This is a genomic window from Xaviernesmea rhizosphaerae (genome assembly GCF_001938945.1).
GTDB lineage: Bacteria > Pseudomonadota > Alphaproteobacteria > Rhizobiales > Rhizobiaceae > Xaviernesmea > Xaviernesmea rhizosphaerae.
On the sequence record NZ_MKIO01000021.1, the window covers coordinates 13,921 to 26,749 of the forward strand.

Sequence of the window (12,829 nt, forward strand, 5' to 3'; positions counted from 1 at the left end):
GCGCTTTGTCCGAAGCCGATGCTTCGGATAAGGCTTGGACCAATGCTTCGGGCGGGTGGAGACAAAGTGACGTTGGATCGCGATCAGCTCGTGGCGGACAGCACCAAGCGCAAGACGGTGGTCCGCCGCCTCGCTTACGAAACCGGCCGCAACATCATCCCCATCGTGGTGGCGACCATCATCCTGGCGGCAACGCTGATCAGCCTGTCGCTCTGGCTGTCGAGCCGCAGCAGCGAGGCTGACAGGGCGGTGGCCCATACGGTGCGCAACCATCGCCGTTTGAGCATCGTCCAGTCGCTGCTGCAGGATGCCGAGATCGGCCAGCGCGGCTATCTGCTCACCGGCGACAGCTTCTATCTCGAGCCCTACGACACGGCCGTCGCCCAGATCAGCGGCGCGCTCGATGATCTCGCGGTCAACATGACCGACAACACGACGCAGACCGCCAATGTCTCTGTGTTGCGCACGCTGGTGGTGCAGAAAATGTCGGAGCTGCGCCAGAGCGTGCAGCGCCAGCGCGAGGGCGACCATCAGGCGGCCGTGGCGATCCTGCTCGGCGGGCAGGGCAAGGTGCTGATGGACGGCGTGCGCGACGTGCTGACCCGGATGCGCAACGAGGAAGAGCAGCTGATGGTGGAGCGTGCCCGCGATGCGCGGCATGCCTCCTGGCAGATGGAAATGCTGGTCATTGCCCTGGCTCTGTTCCTCGCCGCCGTCGGCCTTCTCTCGCTGAAGCTGATGATTTCGCGCACCCGCGCGGCGGAAGCCGCCCGCGACGAGCTTCTGGCCCGGCTGGACCGCAAGCTGCTGGCCGTGCTCGCGGCCGATCTCGTGGGCTACAGCGCGCTGATGGAAAGCAACGAGACCGAGACGCTCGATCGCCTGCAGCATGCCCGCGGTCTCATCGACCCGCTGATCGAGGAGCACCAGGGCACGATCGTTACCACGGCGGGCGACAGCGTTCTGGCAGTGTTTTCCAGCGCGCTCTCCGCGCTCGATTGCGCTCTGGCGATCCAGACGGCCATGCGGCGGCAGAATGAGGGAATGGAGGCCGACGCGCATATGGCCTTCCGCATAGGCCTCAATGTCGGTGACGTCATCGTGCAGAACGGCGATGTCTTCGGCGATACCGTCAATGTGGCGGCAAGGCTGGAGGGCCTGGCTGAGCCCGGCGGCATCTGCATTACCCGCACGGTGCGCGACCATATCCGCAAGCAGCGAAACGTCACCTTCGAGGATCTCGGCTTCCAGCGGCTGAAAAACATCGCCCAGCCGATCAGCGCCTTCCGGGTCCGCCAGACGGCCTAAGCGTCGGGCCGCCGGCCTCCTGCTCAAACCGTGCCCAGCTCTTCCTGCCGCTTGCGCCGGCCGAGCCAGATCTCCACGCACCAGCGCGAGACAAGCGAGAGCAGCGCCACGGAGATGGCGACGAGGCGCACGCGCTCCTCGTCATGGTCGACTTCGGTCTTGCGGGCGCTCAGGAGCGTCTTTTCGCTTTCGGTCATCTCGCCGATCACCTGGCGGATCTCGTCCATGCGCGCCGTGCGCATGCTGTCCCGCTCCACCAGGATCGCCGCCTGAACGCCTTGCTCGTCATGCACGGTGATCGCATGGGCAAGTTCGGCGAGCTTGAGATTGATCAGCGCCTGCAATTGATCGGCGCGCGCGGTCTGGTCCGGATTGTCGGAGACCATCTCCTTTAGTTTCGGCGCCATCCAGGCCAGGCGCTCGCGCGCATGCACATAGGGCTTGAGATAGGCGGTGTCGCTGCTGAGCAGATAGCCGCGCTGGCCCGTTTCCGCATCGTCGAGGCCGATCAGCACGTCCTTGCTCATCTCGATCACTTCATGTGTGTGCACCACCAGGTCGCGATGGTCGCTCAAGAGATCGTGGGTACGGATGTTCAGCACGATGCCGGCGGCCAGGATCACGCTGGCGGGCAGAAGCCGCATAAGCGTCTCGGGCGTCAGAAAGCGTCTGCGCCAGTCGGCCAGGGTGGCAAGAAGGCTTGAGGTGCTGGCGGGCATGCGGATCAATCCTGATCGGTCTGGGCGCGTCTGGGTCTGGACACGTCTCGGTCTGGGCGCATCGGTCGAAATCGACAGGAGACGGTCGCCAAGACCGGCGCGCCGCCTATATGCGGGAGAAAGGATATAGGGCGCGCGCCGCCTGTTGGCGATGCGGGCAAGACCCGATCGACGCGAGGAGGCCGCTGCCGGGAAGCCTGCTGCCGGAAGGAAGGAACGAGGACGCGTGCTGGAACATTGGATCGTCGATTATGGCGCGCTTGCCATCTTCCTGGGCGCGGCGCTGGAGGGGGAGACGGCCGCCTTTCTCGGCGGCGTTCTAGCACACCGCCATCTCCTGCCTTACTGGCAGGTGGCGGTCGCGGCCTGTCTCGGCTCCTTTCTCGCCGATCAGGCCTTCTTTTTCGCCGGGCGTTATGCCGCCAACTGGCGCATCGTCCAGCGTGCCTTGCAATCCCGGGCGCTGCAGCGGGTCACGCGGCTGCTCGAGGCCCATCCGACCGGCTTCGTGCTCTCCTTCCGCTTCATCTATGGCATGCGCACCATCAGCCCGCTGGTCATCGGCACGACCCGCATTCCGGCCTTGCGCTTTCTCCTGCTCAACGCCATCGCCGCGCTGGTTTGGGGCATCCTCATCACCGCCATCGGCTTCCTGTTCAGCGAGACGGTGCATGCCCTGTTCGGACGCATGCGGCTGCACGCGCATCTTCTGGTCGCCATCGGTGCGCTCGCGCTGCTCATCCCCGCGCTCTGGCTCGTCGCCCGGCACTGGCGCCGGCCGGATCCGGCATCATAGCCGGTACGCAGGTCCTCCGCGCGCCTGCGAACGGAAAGAGGCGGCCTTCGCTGCGTCGCGATGAACCTTTTTGCCCGCTTTGCGGTTCTCTGGTGCGTTTCATAACCCTGGAAGGTGTTGTCGGTGAACGAAAAGACATTTGGACCCCTCCTGCGCGCCGATGGCGTGCTCTTCCGCCTCTGGGCGCCCCTGCAAGAGAGGGTCTCGCTGATCCTGGAAGGGGGCACGCCGCTGCAGATGGAGCGGGCCGGAGATGGCTGGCACAGCCTGACGGTGGCCGAAGCCGGCCCCGGCAAGCGCTATCAGTTCGCGCTGTCGGACGGGCTCAAGGTGCCGGACCCCGGATCGGTGCACCAGCCCGAGGATGCCCATGGGCCGAGCGAGGTCGTCGACCTCACCGCCTATTCCTGGAAAAATCCGGACTGGACCGGCCGGCCGATCGAGGAGATCGTGCTCTATGAGCTCCATATCGGCACCTTCACGCCTGAGGGGACGTTCCTCGCCGCCATCGACAAGCTCAAGCATCTGAAGGATGTGGGCGTCACCGCCCTCCAGATCATGCCGGTCGCCGATTTTCCCGGCCGTTATAACTGGGGCTATGACGGCGTTCTGCCCTATGCGCCCGACGCGAGCTATGGCCGGCCGGAAGATTTGATGGCGCTGGTGGATGCCGCCCACGGTCTCGGCCTCTGCGTCTTTCTCGATGTCGTCTATAACCACTTCGGTCCTGACGGAAACTATCTGCCGGCCTATGCGCCGATCTTCACGGATCGACACAAAACGCCCTGGGGCAATGGCATCAATTATGACGGTGAGAGCGCGGCCGCTGTGCGCGCCTTCGTCATCGAGAACGCGATCGACTGGATCGCCACCTATCGCTTTGACGGGCTGCGCCTCGACGCCGTTCATGCCATTGAGGACAATAGCGGCGAGCATCTCCTGCATGAGCTCGCCCGCCGGGTGCGCGCGGCGGCGGCCGGGCGGCATGTCCATCTGGTGGTGGAGAACGAGGACAATGACAGCGACCTCCTGATGCGCGACGGCGAGGGCCGCCCGGTCTTCTTTACCGCCCAGTGGAACGACGACATCCACCATATCCTGCACATCGCCGCCACGCGCGAAACCTTCGGCTATTATGCCGATTATGCCGACGACACCGGCAAGATCGGCCGGGCGCTGGCCGAGGGCTTCGTCTTCCAGGGCGAGCACATGCCCTATCGCGGCGAGGAGCGCGGCAAGCCCAGCGCTGACCTGCCGCCGACCGCCTTCATCTCCTTCATCCAGAACCACGACCAGATCGGCAATCGCGCCAGGGGCGACCGGATGGCCGAGACCATCGATCCCGCTGCCCTGAAAGCCATTGCCTCCGTCTATCTGCTGGCGCCCCAGGTGCCGATGCTGTTCATGGGTGAGGAATGGGGCTCCACCGATCCCTTCCCCTATTTCTGCGACTTCAACGAGGAGTTGAACGAGACGGTGCGCAAAGGCCGGCGCGAGGAGTTGTCGCGCCTGCCGGGCTTCGACAGCGACGATCTGATGGACCCGACCGCGGAAAGCACTTTCAAGACCGGCAAGCTCGACTGGTCGCAGGCCGAAGAGGAAGAAGGCCGCGCCTGGCTTACCTTCTATCGCGACCTGCTGGCGTTGCGCCACGCCCGGCTCGCGCCGCATCTGGCCGGTGCCCGCAGCGGTCGCGCGCAGGGAGATGGGCGGTTCGTCGATGTAGAATGGACGCTGGGCGGCGGCGCGACGCTGCGGCTTCTCGCCAACCTCTCTGCCAGCGCGATAGAAGGTGTGCCGGTGCCGGCGGCTTCGGACGAGGTGCTGTTCACGCTGGGTGCGGTCGAGGATGGTCGTCTTGGGCCATGGAGCCTAGTCTGGACGCTGGATCGTCCATAGGAAGACGACGCTGCCGCCGGCAAGAGGCTGGCGGCAGCCCCTTGGCGATCCCGCGACAAAAAAGCTCTGCGAACGAAAAGGCCGGCGAACCCATATTCGCCGGCCTTCGCATGTTTCAGTCTCGGCCTATGCCGTTTGATCAGGCGTGCGTGGTCGTCTTGACGTCGACGCTGGCCTTGATGGCGTTGGAATAGGGGCAGATGCCGTGGGTGGTTTCCACCAGCTGCTTGGCCTCGTCTTCCGGCATGCCGGGCAGGGTGACGTCGAGTTCGGCGGTGATGCCGAAGCCGCCTTCCGAGCGCGGGCCAATGCCGATTTCGGCGGTGACGGTCGTGCCTTCCGGCACTTTGGTCTTCAGCTGGCCGGCCGCCACGCGCATGGCGCCGAGGAAGCAGGCGGAATAGCCGAGCGCGAAGAGCTTTTCCGGATTGGCGCCTTCGCCGCCTGGGCCGCCCAGCTCCTTCGGCACGACCAGCTGCAGGTCCATCGTGCCGTCTTCCAGCTTGGTGCGGCCATCGCGGCCGCCGCCGCTTGCCGTGGCTTTCGTCTTGTACTTGGCGTCAACGGGCATGGTTGTCTCCTTCCTTGGTGAGCAGGTGATGTGATGAGAGGGAATGGTGTAGGCGGGATGGGGTCCTGCGGCACCTGTCCGTGCCGTCTGCCGCATCTCCGCTTAAGGTCAGGCCTTGACGAAATGCGCCTCGATGAACCACAGGGCCTTGTCGAGCGAGCGGGAATAGGCGGTGAGGATATCGGCGGTGTTGGCATCGCCGGCCTCGTCAGCCTCGTCGATGCCGGCGCGCACGCTGTTGGCGGCGTCGCCATAGCGCTCTGCCAGCGCCTTGAGGTGATCCTCCTCGGCGTGAATATCCGTGGGATAGGCGGCAAGCCGCGTGGCGCCGGCGACGACCTGGCTGGTGCCCTTGGCCGTTCCGCCCAGCTGGACGACGCGCTCGGCCACGGTGTCGACATGGGTGTCGAGCTCGCCGCGGAAACCGTCCAGCATCTCGTGAATGGCGATGAAGTGCGGGCCGCGCAGGTTCCAGTGCGCCTGCTTGGTGATCAGGGCGAGATCAATGCCATCGGCCAGGATGCCGCCCAGAAGGTCGATCGACGCGCTCTTGGCGTTGGAATCCAGATTGTTGCGGGTCTTCATGTCGGCTCTGTTCCTGTGTGAACGCAGATGTTCTCCGGCAAGATCTGGCGCGCGCCAGTCCGGCCGGGACACATGACAGGGACATAAACCATCCTGCGAAAGATCAAGGGGCAGGGCAGCCAGCTTTTTCGCCGCCCCACCCAAATCCGTCAGGCGCGGAGCATGGTGTCGAGGAAGGCCTTCTCGAAGCGGGCGGTGTCGACCTCCATCGCCACCTCGGCATTGAACAGGTGGCGCGAGATCGGCCGGCGGTCGGGGATCACCTGGCCGCGGGTAATCTCGCCATGCAGCTCGACATCGGCGAACATGCGCTCGGTGGTGACGAAGCCGGGATCCTCGCAGACCGCGACCGCCAGCGGATCATGCAGCGGGCAGCCGTCATTGCCAGGGTGCATCTGCTTGTAGGAAGCGACGTAGAATTCGGTGATCTTCATCATCGTGCGCGCGGCGTGATCGCCCTTCTCCGTGATCTCGCGCATCATGGCGGAGGAGAGCAGGGTCTTCATCGTCACGTCCATGCCGATCAGCGTCACCGGCGCGCCCGCGTTCAGCACCATGCGCGCGGCCTCGGGGTCGTTGTGCAGATTGGCGTCCACCATCGGATTGCGCACGCCGTGAATGCCGGGATGGAACAGGGTCGAGCCCATGATGACGATGCCCTTGACCAGCTTCGCGATCTCCGGCGCCTTGGCCAGAGCGAGCGCGATATTGGTGACCGGGCCGACCGGGCAGAGCGTGATTTCGCCCGGATTTTCCTTCACCAGGCGGATGATCAGGTCCATGGCATGCTCGTCCACCGGCTTGGTGGAGGCCGGCGGCAGCTCCACGTCTCCCAGCCCGTTGGAGCCATGGACGAAATCGGCCTCGCGGGTGAAGGGCTTCAGGAGCGAACGGCCGACACCCTTGGCCACGGGAATGTCCGCCCGTCCCAGGAGATCGAGGATCTTCAGCGTGTTGTCGGTGGCGATCTCCACCTCGGTATTGCCGTAGACCGTGGTCAGCGCTTCGAGCCGGATATTGGGATGGCGCACGGCGTAGAAGATCGCCATGGCATCGTCGATGCCGGTATCGACGTCCAGGATGATGCGGCAGGGTGTGGCCATGGCAGGCTCCAATGCGGGAATGAAATGATCAGGCGAGGCGCGTCCCGCGCTTGCGCCTGTAACTGATGACGAGCGCGGCGAGCGTGACGACATAGGGGACGATATCGGTAAGCTGGTTGGGCAGCCCCTGCGCCTGCAGCTTGACCGAAAGCGCATCGGCAATGCCGAAGAGCACGCAGGCGAGCGCGGCCAACAGGGGATTGTCGCGTCCCAGCATGACGGCGACCACCGCGATCCAGCCGCGCCCGGCGCTCATATCCTCGGAAAAGATGCCGACGGTGCCGAGCGAGAGCTGCGCGCCGCCGAGCCCGGTCAAGGCGCCGGCGGCCAGAACGGTGACGACCCGGTAGCGGCGCACGTCGATGCCCATGGTGCCGGCGGCCTCCGGATCCTCGCCCACGCCGCGCAGGCGCAGCCCCATCGGCGTGCGGTAGAGCACATAGGCGACCAGCGCGGTGAGCGCCCAGGAAAGATAAGTCAGCACCGTCTGGCGCGAGACGATCCAGCCGAGCCAGGGAATGGACTGGATCGAGGCGATGCGGATCTTGGCGAGTTCCGCGATATTGGGATCGCTGAAAACGCCGCTGACGCCGAAGAGCTGGCGCAGCAGATAGGCGGTCAGCCCCGAGGCCAAAAGATTCATGCCGATGCAGATCACCACGGCATCGCCGCGAAAGACGGTGGCGCCATAGGCGAGGATCAGCGAGAAGACGACGGTTCCCACCAGCGCCGCCGCCACGCCGACCGCGGCGCTGCCGGTGTAGTGGCTGCCGGCCACGGCGCAGAAGGCGCCGATCAGCAGCTGGCCTTCCATGGCGATGTTGAACACGCCGACGCGCGCGCACAGGCTGCCGGCCAGCGCGGCCAGAAGGATCGGCGTGATCGCCTGGACCGTCGAATTGACCATGAAGGCGCTGATGAAATCCATGTGCAGCTTCTCGAAGGAATGGCCCCAGGCATCGGACCGGAAAGGGTGTCGGGTTTTCGCAGCGTCAGACGTGGAAGAAGACGGTCAGCCGCGCCGACCGACGCCGTGGCGCATCGCCAGGAACAGGATGATGATCGCCTGCAGGATCATGGTGAGCACGCGGGGGATCTCGGTTTCGCGCTGCATGGCGAAGCCGCCGGTCTGCAGCGCGGCGAAGAACAGGCCGGCCGTGATCGCGCCCAGCGGCTCGCCGCCCGCCAGAAGCGCCGCCATCAGCCCGGACCAGGTATAGCCGGGCGAGAGCAGCGCCCCGTCCTGGAAGCGATAGAGCGAGCCGAGAACGATGATGGCCCCGACCAGGCCGGCAATGGCGCCGCTAGCAAACAGCGTGCGCAGCATTTGCGGCCCCGGCTTCACCCCGCCATAGGCGGTGAAGCGCGGGTTGAGGCCGCGCATCCTCAACTCATAGCCGCCGACCGTGCGCCGGTCGACATAAAGCACCAGCGCGGCGACGGCCACGATCATCAGGAGGCCGATATTGAGCGGGCCGCTGATCGTCATCAGCCGCGCGCCTTCGGGGATCATCGCCGTCTGCGACAAGCCGGTCGTCGTGTCGCGCAGCGGAAAGCCGACGAAATAGGAGGTGACGCCGATGGCGGGATAGGAGAGCAGCAGGCTCGAGATCAGCATGGGAATGCCGAAGCGCACCTCGCCCAGCGCCGCCAGTGCGGCATAAAGCCCCGAGGCTAGCATGGCCGCGAGAATGGCGAGCGCCGCCAGCACGGGCCCGGGAAGGGCGATGGCCTCGGGCAGGATCTGCGGCAGCATGACCGGCAGCACGGCGGCGACGAAGCCGCCGATCGCCAGCTGCCCGTCGCCGCCGAGATTGACCATGCCGCCGCGCAGGGGAATGGCGGCGGCGATGGTCATGCCGACCAGCGGCACCGCCCAGTTCAGCGTGTCCGGCCAGTTGGCAGGCGCAAGGCTGCCCACGAGAATGCGCCAATAGGCATCAAGCGGATTGCCGCCGGAGACCAGCACCAGCAGGCCGCCAAGCACGACACCGATCAGGATGGCCAAGGGGACGGCAGGAAGGGAAAGTGCGGGCAGGCGGGAGGGGCGGGGTGTCATGGTCTTCTCGCTCATGCGGCTTGCCCCGTCCGTCCGGCCATCAACAGGCCGAGCCTGTCCTCGTCCGCCGCGCCGGCCGGAAGGTCCGCGAGGATCCGGCCCTCATACATGACGAGAATTCGGTCAGACAAAGCCAGGATCTCGCTCAGTTCGGCAGAGACCAGCAGGATGGCGCGGCCCCGGTCGCGCTCGGCCACCAGCTCGGCATGGATGAATTCGATCGCGCCGACATCGACGCCGCGCGTCGGCTGTTCGGCAATCAGCAGCGGCGCCTGATGCGTCAGCTCGCGGGCAATCACCACCTTCTGCAGATTGCCGCCCGACAGCGTGCCCACCAGCACGGTCTCGTCGGCAATCTTGACGCCGAAGCGGCCGATCAGCCGCCGGGCGTGCTCGGCAACCGCTTTTGCGTTCAGCCGCAGGCCTTCGGTAAAGGGCGCCTTGCGCTGATAGCCCATCAGCAGATTGTCTGCCGCCGAGGCCGCGCGGGCCGTGCCGGTGACAGCCCGGTCCTCCGGCACATAGGCCAGCCCCGCGGCGCGGTGAGCCTCGACGTCGGCTTCCGTGACATCCCTGCCTGAGAGCGTCACGCGGCCGCCATCCGGGCGGCGAAGGCCGGTCAGTGCCTCGATCAGCTCGGTCTGGCCATTGCCCGCCACACCGGCAATCCCGACGATCTCGCCGGCATGGAGGCGGAAGCTTAGCTTGTCCACGACAGGCTTTGCGCCCGTGCCGACTGTCAATCCCTGCACGTCGAGCACGGCCGCGCCCGGCGTCGCCGGCTTGCGGTCCACGGTGAGGTTGACGACGCGGCCGGTCATGGCGCGGATGATCTCGGCGGGCGTGGTGTCGCGGGTCGCCATGCGCTCGGTTACGCGGCCCTGGCGCAGAACCGTGACGCTGTCGGTAATGGCCATCACCTCATGCAGCTTGTGGGTGACGAAGAGGATGGTGCGCTGGTCGGCTTTCAGCGTGCGGATGACATCGAACAATCCGTCGCGCTCCTGCGGCGTCAGCACCGCCGTCGGCTCGTCGAGGATGAGGATGCGCGCGTCGCGATAGAGCGCCTTGAGGATTTCCACGCGCTGGCGCACGCCGACCGAAAGATCCCCGACCCGCGCCGTGGGATCGACGCTCAGCCGGAAGCGCTCGGCAAGCGCCCCCACCTGGGCGATGGCGGCCCGCCGGTCGAGCGCGGGCCCGCGCCGCGGCTCGCGGCCATAGACGACGTTTTCCCAGACGGTCAGCGAATTGAACAGCTTGAAGGCCTGGTGCACCATGCCCATGCCATGGTCGATGGCATCGACGGCGGAGCGGAAGCGCACCTCCTGTCCGCGCAGGAGAATGCTGCCCTCATCGGGTGCCTGCATGCCGTAGAGGATCGACATCAGCGTCGATTTTCCGGCGCCGTTCTCGCCCATGACCGCATGGACCTCGCCGCGCGCCACGGAAAGATCGATCCCGTCATTGGCGACCAACGTGCCGAAGCGCTTGACGATGCCTGCCGTCTCCAGCTCGACCATCTGCATGTTGAAATCCGGTTTCGATGCGAAGGAAGCGCGCGGGAAAAGACCCCGCGCGCGGGATCGTTATACCAAGTCTCGATGATAGGCACCTATAGGTTCCTATCTTCGACACTTGGTATTACTTGTCGAGCTTCATCGGGTCGGCCACGACGACCTTGCCGGCGATGATCTCTTCCTTGAGCGCCTTCACCTTGTCGATGACCTCGGGATATTTGGCGATCAGGCATTCGGACTTGTCGACGTCAGGCTTGAAGCTCGTCAGCGTCATGCCGTTTTCCTTCAGGCCGAGGGCGACAACCTGCCCGCGCGTGCCCTTGAGAATATCGCGCACGCCGGTCTCGACCGCGACGTCGGTGAGCTTCTCGACATTGTCCATGACATGGCCGGGCGACTGCTTGCACTGGTTGATATCGACGCCGAAGGCGGCCGCGCCGGGGAAGTCGGCCATGGCCTTGAAGATGCCGCCATTGGAGCCGGAGGCGGCCGCCAGCACGCGGTCCACGTCTTCCGAGAGCATGACAGTGGCGCGCTGCTGGCCGCGCGCGGGGTCGGAGAAGGGATTGTCGCCGCCGATCCACAGATTGGCCGCCGTCTCGATTTCCGGCTTCACATGCTTGGCGCCGGCGAGAAAGGCGTCGTTATAGCGGTGGATGAAGGGAATATCGAGCGCGCCGATCGCGCCCACCTTGCCTGTCTCGCTGGTCAGCGCGGCTTCGGCGCCGGCGAGGAAGTTGGTCTCATATTCGCGGAACACGGCGCAATAGATGTTCGGCAGCATCTTCGACGGGCAGCTGTCGATCTGCAGGAACTTGACGTTGGGATATTGCGCGGCCACCTGAGGCAGGATGTCGTTGAACTCGAAGGTGATGGCGACCACCACATCCGCGCCTTCCTTGGCGGCGGCTTCGAGGTTCTGGCGCTGTGTCGTCGGATCAGTGCTCTCGAAGGTCTTGGAGGTGCCACCGAGCTCCTTGGCGATGCGGTCCGTGCCGATCTTGCCGAGCATCAGGAAGTCGTTCACGCCGACCGGATTGGAGGAGACATAGATCACCAGCGGCTTGCCATCGGCCGAGAAGGCCTGAGCGCCCGCCGTCAGCGTCGCGGTCATGGTGGCAAGCGCCAGCGCGGCGTTGCGAAGAAGTCCCCGTGTCGTCATCTCGTCTCCTTTGCGGCCCGTCAGGGCTTCGGTCTGTCTGGATGGGTCTGCCGGCCCAGATCACTCAATAGGGCGTCTCGCCGCCATCGGCATTGATCGCCTGGCCACGGATCAGCATGGCGTCGTCGGTGAGCAGGAAGGAGGCGATCCGCGCCACCTCCACCGGCTCGATATGGCGGATGAGCTGGGTGTTGATCATCTTGTCGAAGATGGCGGGCGCCGCTTCGCCGCTATAGCCGGAATAGGCTTCGGCCACCTCGCGCAGCATCGGCGTGGCGACGCCGCCGGGGCAGATGCAGTTGACGTTGATGTCGAAGGGCGCCAGCGCTTCCGACAGCATGCGCGTCATGGAGATGACCCCGGCCTTGGAGGCGGAATAGGCCAGCGATTCCACATGGCCCTTCTTGCCGGCCTCCGAGGCGATGGCGACGAGCGCGCCGCGCACGCCGCGGTCAATCATATGGCGGGCGGTCAGCCGGGCGATATCGTAAGCGCCGAACAGGTTCACCGCGAATTGCCGCTCCCAGTCCGAGCGGGGAATGTCCAGCGGCTCGCTGTGGCGCACGATCGCCGCGCAGTTGACCAGCGCATGAAGCGTGCCGAAACCCTCGACCGCCCGGGCAAAACCGTCCGAGACAGAGGCTTCGCTTGCCAGATCCATGGCGATCGCCAGATGGTGGCCCGGCGCCCCGAGCGTCCCGGCCAAGGACCCAAGAGCCGTTGCATCGAGATCGATCAGCACCAGGCGCGCGCCCTGCGCGGCCAGAAGTTCCGCCGTCGCCCGGCCGACGCCACCGGCGGCACCGGTGACGAGAATCGCCTTGTCCTGATGAACGGGAAAGATCGCGCCGTCGCGCAAGGGAAGGGTCGCGTGGCCACCGCGGGGCGAATATTTCGACATCTGAAAAACCTGGCGATCAAAATGCGGAGCCCGGAGCATGAGGGCTGCAGTTAGCTTTAAAACTGCCTAGCGAAAAAGCAAGGGTCCAGCATGCGTAAAAAATGCACAGTGTCGACTGCAAGGAGGCATCCTTTCGCCAGAGGCAACCGCGACACAATTCATGGCCAGCCTCAGCAAAAAAGTGAAATCCCAGGTGATGAAAATCG

The 12,829-nt window shown here is 65.4% G+C and carries 12 protein-coding genes; 3 read left to right on the forward strand and 9 right to left on the reverse strand.

Annotated elements, in window-relative coordinates; genetic code table 11:
• Window positions 1-66 precede the first annotated feature (66 nt).
• On the forward strand, window positions 67-1,308 hold the full coding sequence (locus tag BJF92_RS03925; protein WP_158032182.1) for an adenylate/guanylate cyclase domain-containing protein: 1,242 nt from the start codon (window positions 67-69) through the stop codon (window positions 1,306-1,308).
• Window positions 1,309-1,331: 23 nt separating this feature from the next.
• Here the strand turns inward: BJF92_RS03925 and BJF92_RS03930 are convergent, their stop codons facing one another.
• A complete protein-coding gene (locus tag BJF92_RS03930) occupies window positions 1,332-2,027 on the reverse strand; it encodes a CHASE3 domain-containing protein (RefSeq protein WP_075633478.1) in 696 nt (231 codons plus the stop codon).
• A gap of 226 nt (window positions 2,028-2,253) precedes the next feature.
• Here BJF92_RS03930 and BJF92_RS03935 point away from each other — a divergent pair, with 226 nt between their 5' ends.
• Window positions 2,254-2,823: a DedA family protein gene (locus BJF92_RS03935; RefSeq protein ID WP_075633479.1), complete on the forward strand. Its 570-nt coding sequence runs from the start codon at window positions 2,254-2,256 to the stop codon at window positions 2,821-2,823.
• A 123-nt stretch (window positions 2,824-2,946) separates the two neighbouring features.
• A complete protein-coding gene (gene treZ, locus BJF92_RS03940) occupies window positions 2,947-4,722 on the forward strand; it encodes a malto-oligosyltrehalose trehalohydrolase (RefSeq protein WP_075633914.1) in 1,776 nt (591 codons plus the stop codon).
• A gap of 139 nt (window positions 4,723-4,861) precedes the next feature.
• On the opposite strand, the gene BJF92_RS03945 is transcribed toward treZ, so the two are convergent.
• From BJF92_RS03945 to BJF92_RS03980, 8 genes are all read right to left on the reverse strand, one after another.
• The gene (locus BJF92_RS03945; RefSeq protein ID WP_075633480.1) at window positions 4,862-5,293 is read right to left on the reverse strand and encodes an organic hydroperoxide resistance protein; all 432 of its coding nucleotides are present in this window, start codon (window positions 5,291-5,293) and stop codon (window positions 4,862-4,864) included.
• Window positions 5,294-5,401: 108 nt separating this feature from the next.
• On the reverse strand, window positions 5,402-5,905 hold the full coding sequence (dps, locus tag BJF92_RS03950) for a DNA starvation/stationary phase protection protein Dps (protein ID WP_280938372.1): 504 nt from the start codon (window positions 5,903-5,905) through the stop codon (window positions 5,402-5,404).
• Window positions 5,906-6,027: 122 nt separating this feature from the next.
• Window positions 6,028-6,981 (reverse strand): nucleoside hydrolase, encoded by a 954-nt coding sequence (locus tag BJF92_RS03955; RefSeq protein ID WP_075633482.1) that lies wholly within the window; start codon window positions 6,979-6,981, stop codon window positions 6,028-6,030.
• Window positions 6,982-7,009: 28 nt separating this feature from the next.
• A complete protein-coding gene (locus tag BJF92_RS03960; RefSeq protein WP_075633483.1) occupies window positions 7,010-7,909 on the reverse strand; it encodes an ABC transporter permease in 900 nt (299 codons plus the stop codon).
• 84 nt (window positions 7,910-7,993) lie between these two features.
• The gene (locus BJF92_RS03965) at window positions 7,994-9,055 is read right to left on the reverse strand and encodes an ABC transporter permease (protein ID WP_075633484.1); all 1,062 of its coding nucleotides are present in this window, start codon (window positions 9,053-9,055) and stop codon (window positions 7,994-7,996) included.
• On the reverse strand, window positions 9,052-10,569 hold the full coding sequence (locus BJF92_RS03970; RefSeq protein ID WP_075633485.1) for an ABC transporter ATP-binding protein: 1,518 nt from the start codon (window positions 10,567-10,569) through the stop codon (window positions 9,052-9,054). Before BJF92_RS03970 ends, BJF92_RS03965 begins: the two co-directional genes overlap by 4 nt.
• Window positions 10,570-10,684: 115 nt before the next feature.
• A complete protein-coding gene (locus BJF92_RS03975) occupies window positions 10,685-11,722 on the reverse strand; it encodes a BMP family ABC transporter substrate-binding protein (protein ID WP_075633486.1) in 1,038 nt (345 codons plus the stop codon).
• A 64-nt stretch (window positions 11,723-11,786) separates the two neighbouring features.
• Complete coding sequence (locus tag BJF92_RS03980) at window positions 11,787-12,623, reverse strand: SDR family NAD(P)-dependent oxidoreductase (RefSeq protein WP_158032183.1); 837 nt, start codon at window positions 12,621-12,623, stop codon at window positions 11,787-11,789.
• Window positions 12,624-12,829: the final 206 nt, after the last annotated feature.

Bases quoted from the DNA above. Each gene is read 5' to 3' on its own strand.
- BJF92_RS03945 (WP_075633480.1), bottom strand. From the start codon at position 5,293: ATGCCCGTTGACGCCAAGTACAAGACGAAAGCCACGGCAAGCGGCGGC.
- BJF92_RS03965 (WP_075633484.1), bottom strand. From the start codon at position 9,055: ATGAGCGAGAAGACCATGACACCCCGCCCCTCCCGCCTGCCCGCACTT.
- BJF92_RS03975 (WP_075633486.1), bottom strand. From the start codon at position 11,722: ATGACGACACGGGGACTTCTTCGCAACGCCGCGCTGGCGCTTGCCACC.
- BJF92_RS03960 (WP_075633483.1), bottom strand. From the start codon at position 7,909: ATGGATTTCATCAGCGCCTTCATGGTCAATTCGACGGTCCAGGCGATC.
- BJF92_RS03970 (WP_075633485.1), bottom strand. From the start codon at position 10,569: ATGCAGATGGTCGAGCTGGAGACGGCAGGCATCGTCAAGCGCTTCGGC.
- BJF92_RS03930 (WP_075633478.1), bottom strand. From the start codon at position 2,027: ATGCCCGCCAGCACCTCAAGCCTTCTTGCCACCCTGGCCGACTGGCGC.
- BJF92_RS03980 (WP_158032183.1), bottom strand. From the start codon at position 12,623: ATGTCGAAATATTCGCCCCGCGGTGGCCACGCGACCCTTCCCTTGCGC.
- BJF92_RS03955 (WP_075633482.1), bottom strand. From the start codon at position 6,981: ATGGCCACACCCTGCCGCATCATCCTGGACGTCGATACCGGCATCGAC.